Genomic DNA, 24,585 nt, shown 5'->3' with positions numbered 1-24,585 from the left:
ATGACGAAAGATTTATTCTACCTTTATGAAAAACCTTCTGCAGAAGGTGATTTACGTACTCATAACTCTGATTTTATTGTCAAAGAAATTCTTCCAATTCAGCCAACAGGCGAAGGTGAACATCACTTTGTTCATATTCGTAAAGAAGGTTTAAACACTAACTTTGTTGCTGAAAAGCTAGCTAAATTCGCAGGCGTTCATCCACGAGATGTGACTTCCGCAGGACAAAAAGATCGTCATGCTATTACTGAACAATGGTTTGGTATTCGAATTCCAGGAAAAGAAACGCCAGATTGGAAAAAGCTTGGCCTTGAAGGGGTTACAGTACTTGAGGCTCATAGGCACAATAAGAAGTTACGCACAGGTGCTCTATCTGGAAACCGTTTTAAGCTTACCATTAGAAATGTAACTGATATTAAAGATGTACAATCTCGAGTAGACAAAATAAAGCAAACAGGTGTGCCGAATTATTTTGGCGAACAACGTTTTGGTCATAACGGTAAAAATATCGAAATGGCGAGACAAATGTTTTCTGGGAAAAAAATTAAAGATCGTAACAAACGCAGTATTTACTTATCTGCAGTACGTTCCAATTTGTTTAATCAGGTTGTCAGTAAGCGACTTCAGGTACATGGTACTGATTCTCTAGAAGGCGATTGTGTTCAATTAACCGGAAGCCGCAGTTTCTTTGCAGAAGAAAAGTGGGATGACACATTAACACAGCGTTTGGTTGAAAATGATATTCAACTTTCTGCACCTTTATGGGGGAGAGGGCGGTTACCAGCCTTGGGAGCCGCAGCTGAATTAGAAAATGCTGCACTAAATGATTTTGCTGCCGATAAAGAAGGTCTAGAAAAAGCTGGTTTGGAGCAGGAGCGCCGCCCACTTTTATTGAAGCCTGAAAACTTACAATACGAATTTGATGGCGAGACATTAGTATTAGAATTTGCATTGCCTTCTGGAAGCTTTGCAACTTCAGTACTGCGTGAAATTATCAATGTTACTGATGTTCGACAGCGTCAAGCACAAGCAGCATTTGAAGAAAAGCAAAAGGCAGTACAATGAACCATATTTTGGTGAGTAATGATGACGGTGTAACCGCTGAAGGTATTGATGTCTTAACTAAGGCATTGACTGAACTAGCTGAAGTGAAAACCGTTGGCCCTGATAGGAATTGTTCTGGTGCCAGTAACTCATTAACCTTGACTAACCCGTTACGAATTAATAAGTTAGATAATGGTTATATATCCGTTAATGGTACACCTACGGATTGTGTGCATATTGCAATTCGAGAATTATGCGAACATGAGCCAGCTATTGTGGTTTCTGGTATTAATGCAGGTGCTAACATGGGTGACGACGTGCTTTATTCAGGGACAGTGGCAGCAGCAATGGAAGGGCGCTTTCTTGGGCTTCCAGCTATTGCTATTTCACTGGTGGGTAAAGAACTTAAACATTATCAGTCAGCGGCAACTTGGGCAGTGAAGCTTGTAAAAAGTTTACTCGCTAATCCAGTTGCAAATGATCAAATTCTTAATGTAAATGTACCTGATTTACCACTCGAGCAAATAAAAGGTGTAAAGGTTACTCGCTGCGGTGCAAGGCATAAAGCAGAAGGAATGGTTAGAACTCAAGATCCAGCAGGAAAAGAGATTTTTTGGCTGGGTCCAGTTGGTAAAACTCAAGATGCTGGAGACGGTACTGATTTCCATGCAGTAGCCAACGGGTTTGTGTCGATTACGCCACTTACCGTAGATTTAACCGCTTATAGGCAAATGAAAGACTTAGAAAACTGGATCGAGAGTATATGAGTCAAGCAGTAATAACTGCAGCAGCTAACTTAGCAAGGAAGCTGGCAGAACTTGGAATAAATAATAATAAAGTATTGGATGTCGTTTCTAAAACACCTCGCCAACACTTCATTGATATGGCATTAGCGCATAAAGCGTTCGAAAATACCGCATTGCCAATAGGCAGTGGCCAAACGCTTTCACAACCCTATATCGTAGCGAAAATGACTGAGTTGGTACTCACTAATTCGCCTGTGAATGTGTTAGAAATTGGCACAGGATCAGGCTATCAAACGGCTATTCTTGCACAATTAGTTGATCAAGTTTGCACTGTAGAGCGTATAAAGGGTTTACAGGTACAAGCCAGACAAAAACTGAAGTGGCTAGACTTACACAACATCTCATTCAAGTACGGGGATGGTTGGAAAGGGTGGAGTAATCGTGGCCCATTTGACGCTATTATCGTAACAGCTGCTGCCAGACTCGTGCCTGAAAGACTTGTTCATCAACTTGCTGACGGTGGGCAGATGATCATTCCGGTCGGAGAGGACATACAACAATTAATGAGAATTACCCGCAGAGGTGATCAAATCAGTTCTGAAATAATTGAACCAGTGAAGTTCGTACCACTGATTGATGGTGATTTAGAGTAGTGATTTAGCAGCATTCGTTATTTTGTAACAATTTGCATGTACACATAGAAAATATTAGGGATGAATTATGGGTGAGAGACACTGGAAATACGAGGTATGGTATTAATGTACTTTCGTTGTATTTTTGTGTTTCTTATCGTTTTATTGATTCAAGCGTGTAGCTTTTCATCTCATCAAGCTGCTCCTGTTGAATCGATAAAACCTTATAATCCAAAGCATAAAAAAGGATCAATCAAAACCTCTATTTATAAAGTGAAAAAAGGAGAAACGCTTTATTCTATAGCATGGGGTGCAGGTAAGGATTTTAAGAAGTTAGCTCAGCTTAATCGATTGAAGAAACCTTATACCATATACGCTGGCCAATGGTTAAGAATTAAACCTAGAGCAGTAAAAAAAACAAAAGCGACGAACAAAAAAAGTACTCAAGTTGCTAAAAATGCTAAAGCAAAAACGCGTAAGACCGATAAGAATAATCAAGTGGCTAAAAATAGTTCAAAAAAAATACTTGATAAAAAGAAACAGTCTGCATATTCTGTAACAGTATCACAACAAAAAAACAACAAAGATAAAGCTGCAAGTAGTAAAATTTCCCACAATAAAGTTGCTCGATGGGTGTGGCCTTCAAAAGGCAAAATCATCAGCAAGTTTTCAAATAAAACCCAGGGAAATAAAGGGATTAAATTTTCTGGCCGTCGCGGAGATGCGATTAAAGCGGCCGCTTCTGGGAAAGTCGTTTATGCCGGTAATGCACTTAGAGGATACGGCAATTTAGTCATCATTAAACACAGTGATGACTACCTTAGTGCATATGCTCACGCCAATAAAATTATAGTAAAAGAACAGCAACAAGTTCGAGCAGGACAAAAAGTTGCAACTATGGGTAGTTCTGATGCTAACAAGGTAATGCTTCACTTTGAGATTCGTTACCATGGAAAGTCAGTAGACCCACTTAGATATTTACCTAGGTAGTTTACCTAGGAGCCAATTTGGCGCAGGAGGAGAGCATCGAGTAAGCGATTAGAGTTTCCACTTGGGGGGATCCAATTATGGGAAGTAAAAATAACACAGCAGTTGTAGAAGAATTTGATGATACGGCAGTGATGGCTCAGGCTAAAACTGAACAAACCGCCAAGGAAGTTGAAGAAGCTTCTCAAGATGATGCACCCCGAAATCTGGATGCAACTCAGCTCTATTTAGGTGAAATTGGCTTTTCACCGTTACTTTCCGCTGAAGAAGAGGTTTATTTTTCACGCAAAGCACTACTTGGGTGTGAAAAATCTCGTAATAGAATGATTGAGAGTAACTTGCGACTTGTTGTTAAGATCGCTCGACGTTACAACAATCGTGGCTTAGCACTCTTAGATCTTATCGAAGAAGGAAATTTAGGTCTAATCAGAGCCGTTGAAAAATTCGACCCTGAAAGAGGTTTCCGATTTTCTACTTATGCGACATGGTGGATTCGTCAAACAATTGAACGAGCCATCATGAATCAAACCCGCACTATTCGACTCCCTATCCATGTTGTTAAAGAGCTTAACGTTTACCTGAGAACAGCAAGAGAGTTAGCACATAAGCTTGATCATGAACCTACAGCAGAAGAAATCGCTGAAGAATTGAATGTTCCGAGTCAAGACGTGAGTAAGTTACTTAAGCTTAATGAGCGTATTACTTCTGTTGATACACCAATCGGTGGGGAAAATGATAAAGCTTTGCTTGACGTTCTTCCTGCTGAAGAGATGGTAGGGCCGGATCATAAAGTTCAAACCAAAGATATCTCAAACTCAGTCGTAAAGTGGTTAAATGAGCTTAATAGTAAGCAACGTGAAGTGCTTGCTCGAAGATTTGGTTTACTCGGTTATGAACCATCAACATTAGAAGATGTTGGTGCAGAGATTGGACTCACACGTGAGCGGGTGAGACAAATCCAAGTTGAAGCACTAAAGCGATTAAGAGACTTATTAAGTGCTCAAGGGCTCTCAGTAGAAGCTTTATTTCAGCAACAACAGCATTAATTGTCCTTAGTTAAGTTCTCAATACAAAAAAGCCTTTGCATTTGCAAAGGCTTTTTGATTTTAACATCTAAGCGAATTAGATATTAACGAGTCCAAACCCAGTTTTCGATGCTTTCAGGGTCAACGCCGTTCGCTTTGATGTAGTTACGATGGTCAACAAGTCTCTGAAGCATATCAGTAGTGATTGCAACGTGCTGAGTTTCGTCAATTACACCTTGTTGGAATAGCTTGTAAGCCATATCAATTACTAAGTGGTAACGAGAAGTACCATTACGTACGCCCATATCAAATGGAGTTGTAGTAGAACCTTCTTCTTCATAACCTTTGATACGGAAACGTTTGCTACCTTTATAATCAAACACAAGTTTCTTAATTGTGTTTGGATAACCGTGGTAGTTGAATACAACGCCCTTATCTTCTGTGAATACGTCGTCCATTTTCCAAGGTTTAGCTTGGAATTCAAGGCTACCTAAGCCAGAGCTTGTTAGCTCTGTAACACTAACGAAGCGGATGCGTACTTTAGGCAGCAATTCACGAATAAGTACAAGAGAAGCCATTGCTTCTTGAGTTACGTAATCACCACAAGCAGCAAGAACTACATCTGGATTTTCATCTGATGCAAAATCCCAAACCATAACGCCATCTTTAGCTTGTTTACGAGCTTCTTCAAGGTTCAACCATTGAGGAAGTTCTTTTTTACCAGCGGCGATGATGTTCAGTTTATCGCGACCCGCATAAGCCTTTTCTGTATATACCAGTGTACTGTTAGCATCAGCTGGTAAATATGCAGAAATGATCTTAGGGTGTTTTTCAAGCATCGCACCTAAGAAAGAAGGGTTTTGATGTGAGTAACCGTTGTGATCTTGACGCTCTAGTAATGAAGACAATACAACGTTACAAGCTGGTAGAGGCTTGCGGAAATGTACACCTTGGCTAGCGTACACGTACTTACAGTACTGGTCAGCCATTGATGAAATAACTTGTGAGAATGCCTCATATGTTGGGAACATGCCATGACGACCAGTTACCGTATAACCGTGCAACATACCAAATAATAAGTTTTCTGAAAGTAGCTCAAGTACACGGCCTTCGCGAGCCATGTCATTGTCCCACTCTTCGATTGGCCACTGCCATGCACGATCTGTTTCTTCAAAAACAGCTTGAAGCTGATTTGAGTATGTTTCATCAGGGCTGAAGATACGTAGGTTACGTTGATCACGGTTCAGTTTGAATGCTTCACGCATCCATTCCCCCATCTTGTTCATCGAAAGGCCACGTTGACCACGAGGAACTTCAGCACCGTAAGCTAGCTTGTTTAGGTCTGGGTTATTCAGTGCACGAACAACTTCACCACCATAACTTAGATGTTGACGGCCACAGCACAATTCTTTTGGAGGAAGAAGTGTTTGAATATCTTTGTCGAATACGATTTGGTCGTTTTCGATGGTATATAGCTCGTTAAATTTGTAGCTTGCTAACCAACCATCTAAAGCTTCTAAATGTTCTTTATTAGTCGCACACTTATTAACGATAACTTGGTGAGATTCGCAGTTACCTTCTAGCTTGTTACCGTTATCTTCAGCAACACCAGTCCAGCCTTTTGCTGTACGCATTAAGATTACAGGCCAGCGTGGTTTTTCGATATCTTCACCTGCACGAGCACGTTTCTGGATATCATTGATGATTTCGTATGATTTATCCATAGCTTCCGCCATAGTTACATACACATCACCTTCTTCTTGATCATCAACAATGATCGGGTGATAGCCTAAACCACGGAATTCAAGTTCTAATTCCTCATGGCTCATACGACCCATACGAGTAGGGCCTGAAATCTTGTAACCGTTAATGTGAACGATTGGAAGAACTGCACCATCTGTAGCTGGGTTAACTAAACGGTTTGCATACCAAGATGCTGCTAATGGACCCGTTTCAGCTTCACCATCACCAACTAAAACAGTAGCAATTAGGTCAGGATTATCTAAAATTGCACCGAAACCTACAGATAGTGAATAACCTAGCTCACCACCTTCTAGGATTTGACCTGGAGCTTCAGGATTTGCGTGAGAAGGGTAACCGTATGCTGCTGAAAATTTATTACAGATATCGATTAAACCATCTTCATTGTAAGGAATGACTTCTGGATAGAAATGGCTAAGAGATCCTTCTACAAATAAGTTTGCTTGAACAGCTGGGAAACCGTGGCCTGGGCCTACTAAGTAGATGAATTCACGATTATTTTTTGTGATCAGACGGTTGACGTGCGCATATACAAAGTTAATGCCTGGGCAAGTACCCCAGTGACCTAAAAGTCGTGGTTTAATATCATCGTGCTGTAAAGCTCTTTTGTGCAACACGTTCTTTTTTAAATAAATTTGAGATGTTGCAAGGAAGTTGGTTGCTCTTACTAATTTTTTAAGAGCGGTAATTTCAGTTGCTTGGGTCATGTTAGCCTCACTGGAGCAAACGGAATTAATAGAATGATTACCTGGTGATACTATAGTTGTAATTAACTTACAAAAATGTGTGCTACATCCAACTTTTGGCTATTTGACAGAAATCTGTCAAAAGGAGTGAACAAATCCGTGTAATGGCATCTGACAATAACGTATCCTTTTGTTACTTTCGAGGTATCTTTCGACTATAAAATGACAAGTGTGATCTTGATCACGGCTTGGTTTTGGCATACTGTTCGTTAAACAAATCAGGATTGATTCTTAATAATCAATTACCTGAGCTTATTCATTGAAATCACTATTTAGGTGTTATGATCTGGCTGTTAGATTTATTAAAATGGCTAGGTGCAGTGTTTTTGCTTCTCGATCATTTTTGAATTTTTCGTACAAGCGCCGCAATAAGAACTTGTCTAGTCAAAATAAATAAAAAGCGAGTAAAATATATGCTAGAAACAATCATTAACTTTCTGAATGCATTGCTTTGGGGGAAAATCCTTGTCTATGGCTTAGTAGGTGCTGGTATCTTTCTAACAGTTCGATTGGCATTTATCCAAGTCACTGGTTTTAAGCACTCAATAAAACTTATGATGATCAGTCGTGAGAAAACGGGTGATGGTCTATCTTCCTTCCAAGTATTTTGTACTTCAATGGCTGCACGTGTTGGTGCTGGTAATATGGCCGGAGTCGCAGTCGCTATAAGCGCTGGTGGACCAGGTGCTGTTTTTTGGATGTGGCTAATTGCTGTATTAGGTATGGCTACGGCGATGACTGAAGCGACGTTAGCTCAAGTATATAAAGTAAAAGATCCCGAAGGCATTTATCGTGGTGGCCCAGCTTACTATATGGAGAAAGGGTTAGGTCAACGTTGGATGGGATCACTATTTTCAATTCTCTTGATCATCTCATTTGGTTTTATTTTCAGTGCAGTGCAGGCCAATACCATTACCAGTGCAATTACAAGCTTATATGATGTAGATGCAAGCTGGATAGGATATGGCATTGTTATAGCTACGGCATTTGTAATCATTGGCGGGCTAAAAAAAGTTGCACATGTTTCAGAGCTTTTAGTGCCTTTCATGGCATTAGCATACATTCTTGTAGCACTCGTTATTGTGATAATGAACATTTCTGAATTACCAGGTATTTTGATGTTGGTGATTAAAAGTGCGTTTGGCCTTCAAGAAGTTGCTGCAGGCGGTGTTGCTTATGCTGTATCTCAGGCAATGCAATCAGGTATTGCACGAGGCTTATTCTCGAATGAAGCTGGTATGGGTAGCGCTGCTAATATTGCAGCCAGTGCAACACCTAACCCAAATCATCCGGCCTCTCAGGGTTACGTGCAAATGGTGGGTGTTTTCATTGATACGATCGTAATTTGTACTGCGACAGCAGCTTTGATAATGATAGCAGGCGATACAGGCGGTACCCACGATGGCATCGCTATCACTGTACATGCTTTGAAAAATGAAATTGGTGATTGGGGCGGGATATTTTTCTCCTTCGCAATTTTGCTGTTTTGTTTTACCTCAATTATTGCTAATTATTCATATGCTGAAACAAATATCATCTTCCTTGCTAAAAAGGGTAAGTTACTCATTAATCTTTTACGAGTTGGTGTGCTAGGCATGGTCATGTTTGGTGCAATAGCTAAAATTGATTTAGTATGGAATCTTGCCGATGTCTCGATGGGACTAATGGCGACAGTGAACATTGTTGCTCTGATGTTGTTATCAGGGGTTGCAGTAAAAGTAGTACGAGACTATAGGCAACAAGTTGCAAATGGTGATGAACCTGAGTTTGATATCAACAAGTTTCCTGAAATTTCAAATCAATTAAAAGACAGCATTTGGGATAAAAAAGATTAACCTATTATTTTGCCCCTATTAATATAGGGGCGTGATAACAAATAAGGAAAAAGAATGCGCATACTTGTTTCTCCAGCTAAAACCTTGGACTTTGAAAACCCTGCTCCCTCTTCTGTATTTACGTTGCCAGAATTACTTGAGCACAGCGAAGAGATCATGAAGGTTTGTCGTAATTTAACGGCTGTTGACATCGCAAGGCTAATGAAAGTGAGTGACAAAATAGCGGGGCTAAACGTTGCTCGATTTACTGAATGGCAACCAGACTTCACCCTTGATAATGCTAAGCAAGCGTTGTTCGCTTTTAAAGGAGATGTGTATACAGGGTTAGATTCTGAAACACTATCTGAAAAAGACATTAAAAGCGCACAAGAGAAGCTAAGAATTCTTTCTGGTTTATATGGTTTACTAAAACCATTAGATTTAATGATGCCGTATCGATTAGAGATGGGAACTTCGCTTGAAAATAGCAGAGGTAAAAATTTATACCATTTTTGGGGCAATACCATTACAGACAAACTTAATAGTGAGTTAGATGATGATTCGTTAGTGGTTAACTTAGCTTCTAATGAATACTTTAAAGCGATTAAGAAGAAAGATCTTAAAGGGCAGCTGATTACTCCTGTGTTTAAGGATTGTAAAGCTGGCCAGTATAAAGTTATAAGCTTTTACGCAAAGAAAGCTCGTGGAATGATGGCTCGTTTTATTATACAAAACAATATCGATTCACGTGAGCAGTTAGAGGCTTTTGATGTCGCAGGGTATTATTACAGTTCTGCAGAATCAACCGTTGATGCTCCTGTTTTCTTACGTGAAGAGCAAGTTAAATAGAGCCAATCATCTTTTGAGTTTTGCTTAGCACTTTTTTAGTATACGAACCTGTAATAAATTAGTGCTAGGCTTAACGCTATCTACTTCCTACGGCTTTTGCATTTATTTCTTCACTAATATTGAACGAGTGAAGAAATAAATTATCAAAACTAAAACATATCAGAGAAATAAATACATGAAAGCTGTCATTCCAGTTGCAGGGTTAGGTACGAGAATGTTGCCAGCAACGAAAGCAATACCTAAAGAGATGCTACCGTTAGTCGACAAACCCCTTATTCAGTATATTGTTAAGGAGTGTGTGTCAGCGGGAATTAAGCAGATTGTTTTGGTGACACACGCAAGTAAAAATGCCATCGAGAACCATTTTGACAAACAATATGAACTGGAATCAAAGCTCGAAAAGCGGGTTAAAAGGCAGCTGCTTGATGAAGTACAGTCTATTTGCCCAAAAGATGTGACTATCATGCATGTTAGGCAAGGTGAAGCTAAAGGGCTCGGTCACGCAGTTTTATGCGCAAAACCTTGTATTGGGGATAATCCATTCATGGTTCTTCTACCTGATGTTATTTTAGATGAGTTTTCAGCTGATCAATCAAAAGAAAATTTAGCGGCGATGAAGGTGCGATTTGAAGAAACACAAGCCAGTCAAATTATGGTTTCTCCTGTACCGATGAGCGAAGTGAGCAAGTATGGTATTGCTGACTGTGGAGGTCATAAATTTGGATCTGGAGAGTCGGTAAAAATTCAAAAAATGGTAGAAAAACCTACTTTAGAAAAAACACCATCTAATCTAGCAGTTGTTGGGCGTTACGTACTTTCAGAAAAGATTTGGCCGTTTCTTGCTAAAACACCGATAGGTGCAGGAGATGAAATTCAGCTTACTGATGCTATCGATATGCTTGTTGAACAAGAAACCGTTGAAGCATTTCATATGTCAGGAAAGTCACATGATTGTGGGGATAAACTTGGCTATGCTAAAGCGTTCGTAGAATATGCGCTCAATGACCCTAAACTTGGTATAGATTTTAGGGCTGAAATCAAATCTCTTATCAATGAAGTTACTGATAAAGATTGAATATAAAGGAAGCACTTGAGCTTCCTTTATATTCTGATATAAAAATTTAATTTGGCCTTTCATAAAACTGAGGCATGACTCTCACAGTTTTAATCATATTATCAGCTACATCGACGACTTCAACTGGATATCCAGCCAAACGTAAGCTTGTGTATTGAGTTGGAATATCTTCTAAATACTCTAATATTAAACCGTTCAATGTTTTTGGGCCGTCAATCGGTAAATCCCAATCCATTTCTTTATTAAGCTCACGGATATTAATACCAGCATCAATTAAATAACTACCATCTTGTTGGGAAAAAATCTCTTCACTTGGTGCCGGTAGCATTGTGGTGGTGAAGTCTCCAACAATCTCTTCAAGAATATCATCAACAGTAACAAGACCTTGTATGTCCCCATACTCGTCTACTACGATACCCACACGTTCTTTATTACGTTGGAAGTTTGTAAGTTGAACATTGAGTGAAGTGCCTTCAGGAACAAAATATAGCTCTTTCACAGCACGTAATAAAGAAGATTTACTGAACTGTTCTTTCGACTGCAGACGTAACGCATCTCTCAAGTGGATAAAACCAACTGCATCATCAATGTTATCGCGATAAACTAATACGCGTGTATGCGGGCTTTGCGTGACCTGCTTATTGATGATTTTGAAGTCATCGTTAACATTAATGGCGTAAATTTCTGAACGAGGTACCATTACATCTTCAACAGCAATCTTTTCTAAATCCAAGATTGATAACAGCATATCTTGGTGACGCTGTGGAATCAGTGCTCCTGCTTCATTTACTACTGTGCGAAGCTCCTCTTTACTCAATGCATTTGCAGATGTCTCTTTGTCAGCACCCATTAAACGAAGGAATAATGTTGTGATCAGGTTCAATCCCCAAACAAAAGGGCGCATCACAACGGCAAGCAATGTTAAAAAGTAACTTGATGGAAACGCGACTTTTTCAGGGTTCAATGCTGCCATGGTTTTTGGGGTAACTTCGGCAAAAATCAAAATGACAATAGTGAGAATACCCGTAGCAATAGCTACACCTAGGTCGCCAGACATTCGCCGTCCGATTTCAGCAGCAAGTACAGGAGCTAGGATATTAACAAAGTTATTGCCGATTAAGATTAAGCCAATTAACTTATCTGGCTTTTCAAGTAGCTTAGCTGCTTTTTTCGCACCTTTGTTCCCACTATCTGCTAAGTGTCTTAAGCGATAACGGTTCAAGGTCATTAAGGCAGTTTCTGAGCCAGAGAAGTAGGCTGAGCATAAGATTAGAATAACGAGGATAACCAGAAGGGTTCCGGTTGAGATAGCGTCCAAAAAAGGGCTCCGTTTGAGTTGTTTAACGTACTATTGCTAGCCAAAATCCAAATGGTTAGCAAGTGGAGTGCAATCTATTTACCACACTCCAAATTCTACAGTTTACGTAAGTATCAGCTCTTTGACAATTCTTGCGCCGAAGTATCCTAAAGATAATAAGGTCGCACCACTTAATGTATAGATAACAGCAGTACGAACTTTACAACCAACCCAGTATTGTTGCCATAGCATTACAATGTACACAAACCAAGCAATGATCGACAACACTGCTTTATGACCTTTACCTTCTGCAAACATATCATCTAAGAAGATAAATCCAGTAGCAAGGGATAAGCTGAGTAAAATCACGCCGATGACAACAAGGTGATAAAGCTGCTTTTCAACGGTCATTAGAGGAGGGATTGCTGGGCTTAATATCAGCTGTTTACTCTTTAGTTTGTGTTGTATTATAGCAAGTTGTATTGCATATAATGCTGCAATCATTAATGTACTATAAGCCATTAATGAGAGTATGACGTGCCCTAAAACTTCTGGGTAAAGCTCAAAATGATAAATGTACTTTGGTGGGACTAACCACAAAAGTGCGACGGACAAAACTGAGCAAGCATAGATAACGGGTACAACAACAATGACCTTCATTCGCATTAATACAATGGTGAATGTAAGCGCAATAATCCAGTTAACGGTTGAGATAACATTGGTCAGACTAAAGTTTTGACCATCTGGTGTAAAAATCGCCTGCGAAAGTGCTGCTGCGTGTAATGCCACGGCAATAGCGGCCATAATAACAACGGCTTTGCGGTTTGGTCCTTGTATATGAAATAAACGACTGATAACAAGGATTAATGCACAGCAATAAAAAAACATTGCAGACGCAGAAAATATAACCATTGAAGACAAAATCTATTCCTTTAGGAGAACTCTCGATTTATCAACATTTATTGTGTAATCGGGAAACCCTAGTCGCAAGGAACTATCCAAAGAGAGTTCCTAGTTAAATTAATATCGTAAAATTTAACTGTTTTTTTGAATAAGCGCGAGTTTAATTTCACCTAAATGCTGTTCAAGTTAATAATTTAGGTATAATACACTCAATTTTATGAATGGATAGGGTAAAGCTCAGGATATGTTTGAGAATCTTAGTGACAGACTGTCGCGTACCTTAAAAAATATCAGTGGCCGCGGTCGCCTAACTGAAGACAATATTAAAGAGACATTGCGTGAAGTACGGATGGCCTTATTAGAGGCTGATGTAGCTTTAGCTGTAGTACGCGAGTTCGTTAAAAACGTAAAAGAACGAGCAGTTGGTCAAGAAGTCTCTAAGAGCCTTACACCAGGGCAAGTTTTTGTAAAAATCGTTCAGACAGAGCTTGAAAAAGCCATGGGCGAATCCAACGAGACACTCGACTTATCCGCACAGCCGCCAGCTGTTATCATGATGGCAGGTTTACAAGGTGCAGGTAAAACCACCAGTGTCGCTAAGCTTTCTAAGCTGCTACGTGAGAGGAACAAGAAATCTGTTCTTGTAGTAAGTGCTGATGTCTATCGTCCTGCTGCGATCAAACAGCTTGAAACGTTAGCTGGTGAAGTAGAAGTTGAGTTCTTCCCATCGGATGTCAGCCAAAAGCCTGTTGATATTGCTAATGCTGCTATTGCCCATGCAAAATTAAAATTCATTGATGTTGTTATTGTTGATACGGCAGGTCGTTTGCACGTTGATGATGCAATGATGGATGAAATTAAAGAACTTCATGCATCAATCACTCCTGTTGAGACTTTATTTACCGTCGATGCAATGACAGGTCAGGATGCTGCAAATACAGCTAAAGCCTTTAATGAAGCATTACCTCTGACCGGTATAATTCTTACTAAAGTTGATGGTGATGCTCGTGGTGGTGCTGCATTATCGATCCGTCATATCACTGGCAAACCGATTAAATTCTTAGGTGTTGGTGAAAAAACCGATGCCTTAGAGCCATTTCACCCAGATCGTGTTGCTTCCCGCATTCTTGGTATGGGTGACGTACTGTCACTCATTGAAGAAGTTGAACGTGGTGTAGACAAAGACAAAGCCATGAAGATGGCTAAGAAGTTAAAAACTGGTGGTGGTTTTGATTTAGAAGACTTTCGTGAGCAGTTGTCGCAAATGAAAAATATGGGCGGCATGATGAACATGCTTGAAAAACTACCGGGAGTGGGGCAGTTACCGCCAGAAGCATTAGCTCAAGTTCAAGATGGCAAAATGACCAATCAAATGGAAGCCATTATTAACTCGATGACGAAAAAAGAGCGTGCACGTCCTGATCTTATTAAAGGCTCTCGTAAGCGCCGTATTGCTGCAGGTTCTGGTACTCAAATCCAAGACGTTAACCGCCTATTGAAGCAATTTACACAAATGCAAAAGATGATGAAAAAAATGTCATCGAAAGGTGGTATGACTAAGATGATGCGAGGCATGCAGGGGATGCTGCCACCAGGTATGAAGATGCCAGGGCGTTAATGCTTTTGTTATGAACTGAATAAACTCCGCAAAAAATAGCCAATTTGGTTGCAATTATTAGTAACTCAGGTAAAATTTTGCGGCTTTCTTTCTGGAACTCTATGCGAACACAGGGTTCCAGTTTTATTTTTTGCCTACTATAAAGGCAAAGCATTAGAGGAATTAAAACGCATGGTTACCATTCGTTTAGCTCGTGGCGGCGCAAAAAAGCGTCCTTTCTACAATATCGTTGTTACTGATAGCCGTAACGCTCGTGATGGTCGTTTCATCGAACGTCTAGGTTTCTTCAACCCTTTAGCTAAAGGTCAAGAAGAAACTTTACGTGTTGATCTAGACCGTGTTGATCACTGGGTTGGTACTGGTGCTCAAGTTTCAGATCGCGTAGCGAAGCTAGTTAAAGACGCTCGTAAAGCGGCTTAATAGCAGTAAGGTATAAATTGATGAACGACAACCAGCAGCCGTTAATTCTCGGCAAAATCGGTGCCAGTCATGGTGTCAAAGGTTGGATAAAAATCACGGCTTATACCGACTCTGTTAAAGGTATTTTTGATTACTCACCGTGGTTGTTAAAAGAAAACGGCCAATGGCGAGAAGTAAAGGTAGTTAATTGGCGCCAGCAAGGTAAAGTTGTTATTGCTGAACTTGAAGGCGTTGAATCTAGGGAGCAAGCTCAATTACTCACACACTGTGAAATTGGCGTGTTACCTGAGAATATGCAGCAATTGCCGGAAGGTGAGTTCTATTGGAAAGATCTAATAGGTTGTGAAGTTACCAATACAAAAGGCTATAACATGGGACAAGTTGAACAGTTGTTAGAGACTGGTTCAAACGATGTACTTCAAGTTAAAGCCAATATCAAAGATGCATTTGGCAAAAAGGAACGTTTGATTCCTTTTGTCCCGGAACAATTCATTATTGATGTGAATGTTGCGGAGAAAAAGATTTTAGTGGAATGGGATCCGGACTTTTAGAATGTGGCTAGGAATAGTTACACTTTTTCCAGAGATGTTTCGAGCAGTTACAGACTTTGGTGTTACGGGTCGAGCCGTCAAAAACGGCTTACTAGAGTTGCACACGTGGAATCCTAGAGATTTCACCCATGATAAGCATAAAACTGTGGATGATCGCCCATTTGGCGGTGGCCCAGGAATGTTAATGATGGTGCAGCCGTTAAGAGATGCAATCCATGCTGCTAAAAAAGCAGCAGGTGATGGTGCAAAAGTGGTTTACTTGTCTCCTCAAGGTCGAAAGCTGACTCAGCAAGGCGTTAAAGAGTTATCAGAAAACCAGAAGTTGATTTTGGTGTGTGGTCGTTATGAAGGTATCGATGAGCGCATCATTCAGACTGAAGTGGATGAAGAGTGGTCAATTGGTGATTACGTGCTTTCGGGCGGTGAATTACCTGCGATGACTCTTGTTGATTCTGTTTCGAGGCTAGTGCCTGGTGTACTAGGTAAACAAGCTTCGGCAGAGCAAGACTCATTTTCGGATGGCTTGCTAGATTGTCCACACTATACGCGACCAGAATCCTTGGATGGTCTTAACGTGCCAAAGGTGCTGCTCAGTGGCAACCACAAAAACATAAAACGCTGGCGTCATCAGCAAAGTTTGATACGAACATTGCAGAGACGGCCAGAATTATTTGAAAATCTAGCTCTGACTGATCAACAAATGTCACTACTGGCCGAGGCTTTAGCCGAGACAGAAAAAGAGTAGCTATTACTTAATGTAATATGGTTCAGTTAATTCTAGAACGGAGTAATAAATGAACAACATCATTAAAATGCTCAATGATGAGCAATTAAAAACTGACGTACCAGAGTTCGGCGCAGGTGATACTGTAGTTGTTTCTGTACGTGTAAAAGAAGGTAACAAAGAACGTCTTCAGGCTTTCGAAGGTGTAGTTATCGCTAAACGTAACCGTGGCCTGCATTCAGCATTCACAGTACGTAAAATCTCTAATGGTGAAGGCGTTGAGCGTGCATTCCAAACGCACAGCCCAGCAGTAGCTAAGATTGAAGTTAAGCGTCGTGGTCGCGTTCGTCGCGCTAAGCTTTACTATCTACGTGAACGTTCAGGTAAATCTGCACGTATCCGTGAGAAGCTTGCTAAGTAATTACTACTTAGAAAATAGATTTAGACGCAGTGTTCGCACGAAAAACCGCCTTTTAGGGCGGTTTTTTGTTTTTGCTACTTTATTCACTTGTAAAACAGACTTACCTATTGCTACATTTCAGTACTCCAATTCTCTTTCTTGATAGGTGACAGATTTAATGTCAGAAAAAACCACTGATGCACTTGAACAATTACGCAATGATATCGATAAGGTCGATCAGCAATTACTCCACTTGCTGAAGCAGCGGCTTGATTTGGTCGCCAAAGTTGGCGAAGTAAAACACAGTGCAGGTTTACCTATTTATGCGCCAAAGCGTGAAGCATCGATGTTGTCTAAGCGTCGAGATGAAGCTGAAAGTCTTGGTGTTTCTCCGCAGTTAATAGAAGACGTGTTACGTCGATTGATGCGTGAATCTTACCAAAATGAAAAAAATGTGGGTTTTAAGCAAGTTAACCCCGAGCTTGGTCATGTGGTGATTGTTGGTGGTAAAGGCAGTCTTGGTGATTTATTTAAGCAAATGCTGTCACTGTCAGGTTATCAAGTGCATGTACTTGATAAAGACGACTGGCATCTATCAGATATTTTATTTGATGGTGCAGGGTTAGTGATTGTTTCTGTACCAATCTCAAAAACCTGTGAAGTGATAAAACAAAAATTAGCTAACTTGCCTGAAGATTGTATTCTGGCGGATTTAACCTCTGTTAAGTCTGAGCCTCTTAATGCAATGCTTGATGCTCATTCAGGTCCTGTTATTGGCTTGCACCCTATGTTTGGCCCTGATGTAACCAGTTTTGCTAAGCAGGTTATGGTGATTTGTCATGGCCGCGAATCTGAAAAATACCAATGGTTACTCGAACAAATCAAAATTTGGGGCGCACATCTTGTTGAGGCTAATGCTGATGAGCATGATGAAGCCATGCAAGTTGTTCAGGCTCTAAGGCATTTTTCTACCTTTGCATACGGGTTGAACTTGTTTAAATCGGGTGTTGATGTTGAACAATTATTAAAATTTAGCTCTCCAATTTATCGACTCGAACTCGCAATGGTAGGACGCTTATTTGCGCAAAATGCTGAACTTTATGCAGACATCATTTTTGCTCAAAAACAAAATGTGAACAGAGTCGAGCAATACGCTGATAACTACTTTGAGTGTGTTGAGATGCTTAAAGGTATGGATAGAGAAGTATTTGTTGATAACTTCACTCAGGTGTCCAAATGGTTAGGTGATTTTGCGGATCAATTCCAACAAGAGAGTCGTGTGATGTTGCAGTCAGCGGCTGATTTGAAATGCTGATAGAAGAGTTTGTATAGTATTCTTTTAAAGCCATTCTCCAACTATAAATATTTCTTTCAGATTAATTCGGGTTAATAATAGCCCGGTTTTTTCAATACCTCTTTGGCTATCACTTATACTTTAGGTAGCAATTTTTAGAAGTGGTATTTGATGGCAGAAGTTAGTAACGTTTCTCATACATTAAGAAGATTAGGTGTTGATTTTTCGGGATTAAAACATTCGGAAAAAACCGATGATAGAATTACCTTTGAAGCGAAGGCAAGTTGGCGTGTAAAAAACTATCAAGCTTGCTTAGATGCTTCGAAACGTTTAGTAATCTTCCATAAAGATCAAAATGTAGATATCCAATTTTCTGGAAAAAAACATATCACATCCCAGCAAGTTCTAATGGAAATCCTTTGGCAAGAATCTACATCCCCAGAAGTAACAGTTAAAACACTTGAAGATGCTGCTCAAGATAAACAAGTTAAAGTTTTATCGAAGCTATCTCAACAAAAGCTTAGGGCTTTTTGTAATGAAGCGTATCAAAAAGGTGTATTGGATAAATTTGATAAAGCGCTAACAGAGTTAGTTAATCAATCAGTTGATAAAAAGAATGATCTATTCCAGAATTTACCTGTTGATATTTTATTTGAAATCATAGCGTTACCTCAATTCTCAATTAAAACTGATCTCAATTTTCAATGCATGAGTGAAGATAGAGCTGCTGAAGTTCATAGAATGGCGACACCGCAACAATTAATGACAATTATTAGAGGTACTAAAGACTCGAGCACTGAATTGTTTATCGTTAAAAAGCCAGAGATTTCAGAAAGAGATACTGCAAATGCCGAAGGTGAAAGCTGGATTTTTATTCCACGGTTTAGCTATGTAGAGGCTAATAAGCATTTTGAGCATATCGCTTCAGCTTTGGATGTAGCTACTCCAGAAGAAGTTATAAGTGTAATTCTTTCTATAAATACAACAGAGATGGATGTTTTTTTAAAAAAATTACCACCTAGAGTTTTAGCTGAGCTTCGAAATACTCTCACAGAGTGGAACAAGACCCCTGACGCCGTTATGTTTTACTCACCTAAAGAATATACTGATGTTAACACAATTCAATTTATTCAAAAAATAGACGATTATATTAAATCAACTATTACTGCATTATCTGCAGATGACGCCTTAGAGTATTTCCAAGCGTTAGAAACAGAATCTAAAATTGAGTATTTAAATAAACTTACGTCTCCTTCTCCTTTAGAAGAAGTTTTAGCGAAAGTTGTTCCAGAGTTAACCAATACAGATATAGGGCGCCTGCTAGAACCAGAAAAGCTGAGTGCCAGAGCTACTGATTTTGGCGTGGCTATTTGCCCTCAAGTAAGGGATAAAATAGTAAGTAAATTAAATTTGCAGCAAGCGGTTTATCTGTATGCCTTAACGGGTCAAGAGACTAGAACTGGAATTCTTCTAAAATTCAGCTTAATAAATATTCAAAAAGTGATTGTTAATGCTTACATTGGCGACCCTGATAATTTCAATCAACTGCTTTTGAGCGCTTTTAATTTAGAGTCTAAAGAGTGCAATATGGCTGTTTTATTAAAAGAATTGAAAAAAGAACCTCATGAATTGAATGCATTTTTTAATCTAATGTTATTACATTCGGCAACTAAACTTGAGTTCACTAAAAAACTGACAGTGTGGATAAAGAATGATATTGACGAAGCAATATCGATATTAACTCTTTTACCTTTAAGCCTCAGACATCAAATAACACAGTCTATGACTGACAGAGAGGCAAAAGGTGTGTATTCAAGTTTTACAGATATGAAGGACTCGCTTAGGTTTTTATCACTTTTTCTCGCTGAAAGAGGCTATAAGTATTTTTGTGACGTTCGTAAATATCATGAAGCCAAACCTTTGGAAATGCAGACGGCTATATCCTCAGTAATTACTCAAAATCGTGATTATATTGGTTGGATTGCGTATTTGGATGATGAACAGCTGAAACCATTATTTAGTGAAATGAGAGTACCTTTAAAACCCAACTTTGTATTGGCATTGCTCACTCAACCAGAGAGCTCATCAATACGTGACCGAGTGATCAGGCTAAAAAGAATATGTGGTGATTGTGACTTTACAGATAAAGAAATAATCGAAGCTTGCAAAACACTTGATGCTTCAACGCAAGCTGAAATCACTTGTCGGTTCAATCCCAGCACTATTTCTACATCATTATTTGAGCATGTGATGTCAGGAGAAAATATTTCACAGAAAAAAGAGTTCTTTGAATCTTTTGATAATAGATACCCTGAAATGCTCTTAGATTTACTGGCTACGTGCAAAAAAGCTGTTTCACCTGAATTTATTGCTTCATTAGAGCTTCCTCTACAAGAAAAAATAGTAAAGCTAGCAATGTCTAACTACTATTCATCTGAAGCTGTGCAGGCTTTAAAGTTACTTCTTTGTTCTTCTCTATCCGAAAGCGAAAAACAAAAAATGTATTCAGAACTTTATTCAGTTTCTTGTCGCCATGAATTATTAAATAGTCTTCCTCAAATACAGCTATTAACAGACGATTTTAAACTTATTGAATGGCTTATTAGTCATGAATTGAGCAGAGGTTCTGGCTTCACGGTATCTGGAAAACTAGCTGCAAAAATAATAGAAATAGCACCAGAGCAAGCTGTTGAGGGATTGACGCAATTGTTGGTTAATGCTGAAAATTTAGTTGAGAGTATAGAAGTACTTGAACATGAAATAGCTATAAAAGTCTTAAATCTATTTTTGCAAGAGAGGCCAAGAACAGATCTAAGCCCTCATGAAGCCTCAGTAGCAGAAGCTAGTCCTAGTGAGAAAGATAGGATTATTGAGAGCGCTTTGGCTATCGTAAGTAAAGAACTTCCAACAGGCATTCAAGCCACAGCGTTAGGTAAAGTTGTTCAGTATGATGTTATGAAAGTTTTCGAAAATAATCTAATGGATTTATTTGAAGATGAGTACATTTGTGCGAAAGTTGGTCCTTTATTAATGGACGCCTGCAGTGATAAAGAAACAGGCGATACTGTCAGTGCTAAGCTTGCTGAATTTATAGTTGGAGAAAGCCTTAAAACAGTAGCTAGACTTATTTCACATCTCGAAGGTGATGGCTTAAGGCGAGTTTTAAATTCAGACCTTATTTTAAAAGAGAGCCTATTAGCTATTGTTGCAGAACTACCAAGTGGTAAAGAATGTAAGCCTTTAAACTTGCTGTGTGAAAGTATTGAACAAAAGTCTGAAAGAGTGAGTAGTGAAAGCACACAAATCATCGGGAAACACTTAATAGCATTAGCTCTTAAAAATCGCTATAAAAGCTTCTTTGCATTGCCTAAGAGTATACAGCTAGAGCTCCTTCACTCTGAGCAAGCAAAGGATTTGATTGAAGGTACGGAGCTTTTAGTCATAGGGAAGCAGACACTTATTGAGATAGGACAAGAACTCGATTCAGCAAACAATAGACATACCGCTAGGCTCAGCATCGCTCAGCCTAGCCGACGAACGTCTATTGCAGCCAGCATTATAGGGTTAACTCTAAAGGAAGGAGCTATTAATGTTCAGAAATTTAAAGAGGTACCTGAAGACTCAAAAGAGGACTTTGAGCGATTTTTGAATAATATGAAGTCAGCTGATGAAGAGGTTGCTGTAGAACTTTTGATGCATGTTCCAAATAGTGTTGCTCGGCAAGTGTTGAATCAAATGAATGAAAGCAGAGCTAGAGGGCTTTCCTTAAAAATGATGGAACGTGGAGAAAATGGGACACATAAAGTTCCAAGAAAATTTATGTCTGCCTCTCAAAGCAAAATGTACAAACCTCGAGTGGTTGCAATGGCTAATAAAATTAAACTATTAGATCCTGATTCGAAAGTGGGAATTGCACAGTATTTTGATTTGATTGGTGCAGTTGAGAAGCTTGAACCCGAAGAAGAATTAGACATTTTTAGAGAAAACCCAGATATTGCATGGCTTATTATTTCAGTTAAATACGGAAGAATTTCGAGTTTTCCTATGATTGATAGTGTTTCTTCAGAAACCCTAATAAATTTATTCATACAGACACCTGCGGATGCGAAAGCTTCTGTATTTAATGTTAAAGATCAAACTATTATTGCTCAGCTTATTGCAACACTCTCTGAAGATGAAGTTAGTTTGTTATTACAATCTTGTGCTACTTTTGATGATGATAGTTTCCTAACGGTCTGGCGGCATGTGCCGGAAGAGAAAAAGCTTAAATCAATTGTTTATGGAGTAGCTCAAACTGCCGAGATTTTCTCAAAAGTAATTGGTAAGAAAGAGTTTACGGATATACTGATCGAAGGATTCTCTGAGGAAGATACACAGTCATTTATTTTAGCAATGATTGAAGAAGGCATATGTTTAGAAGAAGTCTTGATGGTTATGGATAGTGATAAAACAAAATTAGAATCTATTCAAAATATGATGACTATGATAGGAGAAATAAAACCTGATGCTAGTGCTTTACTTGCACGGTTGAGGAATCGTAAAAAAGCTGAATTAATAACAAAAATAATGCAGGCCAAAGATAAGTAATAGCCGAACGACCAGAAGATTTGGTTTACTAAAACCGGTTTGAGATAACAACTTCTCAACTAAGTCGGTCGTTCAGCTTATTTAAATAATTTGATATTAAATCTCCTATATTGATTAGCGGCAGTTTTCATTGTTACTAATTTTACAGTTGTTAGTGATTTTTTTCAGCTAACTAAAAGAAACTGCCACTATGTGTGCCCGATGCTGCTTACGCTGCATATTCTTCGTCAAACTCCTCCTCATAATCAGCAGAGTCTACTTCTTCAACATGTTCAAGTTTTTGGTTACGTTGTGCTGTTGGTTTGTCTTGGGTTCGATTTAATTGCTTTTCAAGTTTCTGTCCCATCGCTTTAATTGCAGCATATAAGTTTTCACTTTTAGCATGAGCAAACAGTTCTCCATTAGGAATGCCCACAGAGGCTTCAATTTTAAAGATTTGTTTTTCTTGTGTAATAATGACGTGTGGGTTAATCAATTGCACATCATGTCGAGCTAGCTTTTCAAATTTAGCTTCAACTTTTTCTTTAATGCTTGGAGTAACTTCAAGGTGTTTGCTAGTGATTTTTATCATACGTCGAACCTTTTTTTATTTTTTTCGTGGGTTCAGATTACTTAAGCTAATACAAATAAAATGTGATCTGTATCACACTTTTACTTGGCTTATAATCACTTGTTGAGTAATTCATCGACTGGATCAAAATTTTGTGATAACTGCTCAAATTCCCTTGCCTTTGTTATAAAAACAACGCATATTTGATTGGATTTGCATATAAATTTTGCTTAGGTTTTCTTCAAGTTTAGCCAAAAATCTCATAAAGTTATTGTTCGCTTCCTATCTTTATTTTGTACTTCTCTTCTTTGTGGTATTTTTCTATTTAAAAGTATTAGCTGTAGATTTGTATGTCCGAGAGCAAAGTAAAAGTTAAAGTTTGGGATGCTTCCACTCGTTTTTTCCATTGGAGCATGATCGTTTTGCTGGCTGCACTATGGTGGACAGCAGAAGAGGGGGAGATGGAGTGGCATCAGATATGCGCATACACATTAGGGGCAATAATATTATTTAGATGGATTTGGGGGTTTTTAGGCAGTGAATCCGCTCGACTTTCTAATTTTATAAAAACACCGATGCAAGTATTAAAATACGCTCGGGAACAAAAAAATCAAAAACCGTTAAAACCCCATATTGGGCATAATCCACTGGGTGGATATATGGTACTAGTTTTACTGTTGCTAGTGAGTGCACAGTTTGTCTCTGGCCTATTTGCTACAGACGATGTTTTCACCGAAGGTCCTTTATATGCCAGTGTGAGTAACGAAGTCGGGCAAATTTTCACTTGGATACATAGGAACTTATTTTATCTAGTTTTAGGACTTGCATTTTTCCATGTTACGGCTGTGATTATTCATACAATCAAAGGAGATAAACTTATTCCTGCGATGTTCACAGGAAAAAAAGAAGTCAATGTTGGAGATGAGAAACCCCTAAAGTTCCAGTCAGCCATTATAAGCTTAGTATTATGGTGTGTAGTATTGACTATAGCAGGATATTATTTTGTGTGGCCTATTTGGGTATCAATGTAGGTAATGTGTTCAGTTTGAGTATTCGCTCCTGGCGACAGGAGCGAAACTATACGCTTTAGTCTTTCTTATAAGCTTTATGGCAGCTTTTGCATGTTTTTGCTGTTTGGCCAAAAGCCGTCTTAATTGCTTTTTTATCACCAGACTTAGCAATCATAGCTAATTTAGCAGAAGCTACTTTTAATGCTTCCATTTTATCAGCAAAATCGGATTTGTTTTGCTCAATTTTAGCTAATGCCTCAGTGTCACCCGAATAAGAACCTGCAATAAAGCCTTCTAGCGGCAAATGCGATAATGCGGCGATATTTGCTGCGCGCTGTTCAAATTCTTCAGCATTCATCTCTTTCTTACCTTTCAGCATGGCAGACATATTACCGAAGTTGTGAGCAATTAAACTGAATGCAGATTTACGATAGTCAATAGCATCATCAGTTTTTCTGAAACTGTCTGCAATGACGGGCGCTGAGATAGCTACGCTTAGTGTGCTGATTAGTAGAGTTTTTTTAATCATAATTATATCCAAAGTACGTCCCT

Annotated in this window: 21 protein-coding genes; 16 read left to right on the top strand and 5 right to left on the bottom strand. The window is 39.1% G+C overall.

The genetic code is table 11. The annotated features are described in order from the left end of the window. The 5 genes from truD to rpoS all read left to right on the top strand — a co-directional run bounded on the left by truD (position 1) and on the right by rpoS (position 4,455). Complete coding sequence (gene truD / locus AC1EU2_RS01840; protein ID WP_480296300.1) at positions 1-1,065, top strand: tRNA pseudouridine(13) synthase TruD; 1,065 nt, start codon at positions 1-3, stop codon at positions 1,063-1,065. Continuing rightward, positions 1,062-1,811 (top strand): 5'/3'-nucleotidase SurE, encoded by a 750-nt coding sequence (surE, locus tag AC1EU2_RS01835; protein ID WP_480296299.1) that lies wholly within the window; start codon positions 1,062-1,064, stop codon positions 1,809-1,811. Before truD ends, surE begins: the two co-directional genes overlap by 4 nt. After that, positions 1,808-2,443 carry a protein-L-isoaspartate(D-aspartate) O-methyltransferase gene (locus AC1EU2_RS01830; protein ID WP_480296297.1) on the top strand — a complete coding sequence of 212 codons (636 nt, stop codon included), beginning with the start codon at positions 1,808-1,810 and terminating at the stop codon, positions 2,441-2,443. Before surE ends, AC1EU2_RS01830 begins: the two co-directional genes overlap by 4 nt. A gap of 105 nt (positions 2,444-2,548) precedes the next feature. Next, positions 2,549-3,412, top strand: a complete 864-nt coding sequence (locus AC1EU2_RS01825; protein WP_480296295.1) for a peptidoglycan DD-metalloendopeptidase family protein — start codon at positions 2,549-2,551, stop codon at positions 3,410-3,412. 77 nt (positions 3,413-3,489) lie between these two features. Next, entirely contained in the window at positions 3,490-4,455 is a 966-nt protein-coding gene (gene rpoS, locus AC1EU2_RS01820) for an RNA polymerase sigma factor RpoS (RefSeq protein ID WP_480296293.1), read from the top strand. 83 nt (positions 4,456-4,538) lie between these two features. Here the strand turns inward: rpoS and AC1EU2_RS01815 are convergent, their stop codons facing one another. After that, positions 4,539-6,902 (bottom strand): phosphoketolase family protein, encoded by a 2,364-nt coding sequence (locus AC1EU2_RS01815; protein WP_480296292.1) that lies wholly within the window; start codon positions 6,900-6,902, stop codon positions 4,539-4,541. A gap of 452 nt (positions 6,903-7,354) precedes the next feature. Here AC1EU2_RS01815 and AC1EU2_RS01810 point away from each other — a divergent pair, with 452 nt between their 5' ends. The 3 genes from AC1EU2_RS01810 (at position 7,355) to galU (ending at position 10,679) form a co-directional block, all read left to right on the top strand. After that, positions 7,355-8,776: an alanine/glycine:cation symporter family protein gene (locus AC1EU2_RS01810; RefSeq protein WP_480296290.1), complete on the top strand. Its 1,422-nt coding sequence runs from the start codon at positions 7,355-7,357 to the stop codon at positions 8,774-8,776. Positions 8,777-8,830: 54 nt separating this feature from the next. Further along, a complete protein-coding gene (gene yaaA, locus AC1EU2_RS01805) occupies positions 8,831-9,604 on the top strand; it encodes a peroxide stress protein YaaA (protein WP_480296289.1) in 774 nt (257 codons plus the stop codon). Positions 9,605-9,779: 175 nt separating this feature from the next. Continuing rightward, positions 9,780-10,679 (top strand): UTP--glucose-1-phosphate uridylyltransferase GalU, encoded by a 900-nt coding sequence (galU, locus tag AC1EU2_RS01800; RefSeq protein WP_480296287.1) that lies wholly within the window; start codon positions 9,780-9,782, stop codon positions 10,677-10,679. Positions 10,680-10,725: 46 nt separating this feature from the next. On the opposite strand, the gene AC1EU2_RS01795 is transcribed toward galU, so the two are convergent. Together AC1EU2_RS01795 and AC1EU2_RS01790 are read right to left on the bottom strand one after the other, a co-directional pair. Next, positions 10,726-11,997, bottom strand: coding sequence for an HlyC/CorC family transporter (locus AC1EU2_RS01795; protein ID WP_480296286.1), 1,272 nt, complete (start codon positions 11,995-11,997; stop codon positions 10,726-10,728). Between the two features lie 102 nt (positions 11,998-12,099). Next, on the bottom strand, positions 12,100-12,888 hold the full coding sequence (locus AC1EU2_RS01790) for a cytochrome C assembly family protein (protein ID WP_480297057.1): 789 nt from the start codon (positions 12,886-12,888) through the stop codon (positions 12,100-12,102). 235 nt (positions 12,889-13,123) lie between these two features. Here AC1EU2_RS01790 and ffh point away from each other — a divergent pair, with 235 nt between their 5' ends. From ffh to AC1EU2_RS01755, 7 genes are all read left to right on the top strand, one after another. Next, entirely contained in the window at positions 13,124-14,497 is a 1,374-nt protein-coding gene (gene ffh / locus AC1EU2_RS01785) for a signal recognition particle protein (protein WP_480296284.1), read from the top strand. A 171-nt stretch (positions 14,498-14,668) separates the two neighbouring features. Beyond that, positions 14,669-14,917, top strand: coding sequence for a 30S ribosomal protein S16 (gene rpsP / locus AC1EU2_RS01780; RefSeq protein ID WP_480296283.1), 249 nt, complete (start codon positions 14,669-14,671; stop codon positions 14,915-14,917). A gap of 20 nt (positions 14,918-14,937) precedes the next feature. Further along, positions 14,938-15,468, top strand: coding sequence for a ribosome maturation factor RimM (gene rimM / locus AC1EU2_RS01775; protein WP_480296281.1), 531 nt, complete (start codon positions 14,938-14,940; stop codon positions 15,466-15,468). 1 nt (position 15,469) lies between these two features. After that, positions 15,470-16,213 carry a tRNA (guanosine(37)-N1)-methyltransferase TrmD gene (gene trmD / locus AC1EU2_RS01770; protein WP_480296279.1) on the top strand — a complete coding sequence of 248 codons (744 nt, stop codon included), beginning with the start codon at positions 15,470-15,472 and terminating at the stop codon, positions 16,211-16,213. Between the two features lie 49 nt (positions 16,214-16,262). Next, positions 16,263-16,613: a 50S ribosomal protein L19 gene (rplS, locus tag AC1EU2_RS01765; RefSeq protein ID WP_480296278.1), complete on the top strand. Its 351-nt coding sequence runs from the start codon at positions 16,263-16,265 to the stop codon at positions 16,611-16,613. Positions 16,614-16,770: 157 nt separating this feature from the next. Beyond that, on the top strand, positions 16,771-17,907 hold the full coding sequence (tyrA, locus tag AC1EU2_RS01760; protein ID WP_480296276.1) for a bifunctional chorismate mutase/prephenate dehydrogenase: 1,137 nt from the start codon (positions 16,771-16,773) through the stop codon (positions 17,905-17,907). A 150-nt stretch (positions 17,908-18,057) separates the two neighbouring features. Continuing rightward, the gene (locus AC1EU2_RS01755) at positions 18,058-22,473 is read left to right on the top strand and encodes a hypothetical protein (RefSeq protein WP_480296274.1); all 4,416 of its coding nucleotides are present in this window, start codon (positions 18,058-18,060) and stop codon (positions 22,471-22,473) included. A gap of 208 nt (positions 22,474-22,681) precedes the next feature. Here AC1EU2_RS01755 and hpf read toward each other — a convergent pair whose 3' ends face one another. Beyond that, positions 22,682-23,044, bottom strand: coding sequence for a ribosome hibernation-promoting factor, HPF/YfiA family (gene hpf / locus AC1EU2_RS01750; protein WP_480296272.1), 363 nt, complete (start codon positions 23,042-23,044; stop codon positions 22,682-22,684). A gap of 329 nt (positions 23,045-23,373) precedes the next feature. Here hpf and AC1EU2_RS01745 point away from each other — a divergent pair, with 329 nt between their 5' ends. After that, entirely contained in the window at positions 23,374-24,054 is a 681-nt protein-coding gene (locus tag AC1EU2_RS01745; RefSeq protein ID WP_480296271.1) for a cytochrome b/b6 domain-containing protein, read from the top strand. A gap of 55 nt (positions 24,055-24,109) precedes the next feature. Here the strand turns inward: AC1EU2_RS01745 and AC1EU2_RS01740 are convergent, their stop codons facing one another. Further along, a complete protein-coding gene (locus tag AC1EU2_RS01740; protein WP_480297056.1) occupies positions 24,110-24,559 on the bottom strand; it encodes a c-type cytochrome in 450 nt (149 codons plus the stop codon). Between the last annotated feature and the right edge of the window lie 26 nt (positions 24,560-24,585).

Source organism: Parashewanella sp. 2304DJ23-3, assembly GCF_056591695.1.
This window is presented reverse-complemented; position numbering and strand designations above follow the sequence as displayed.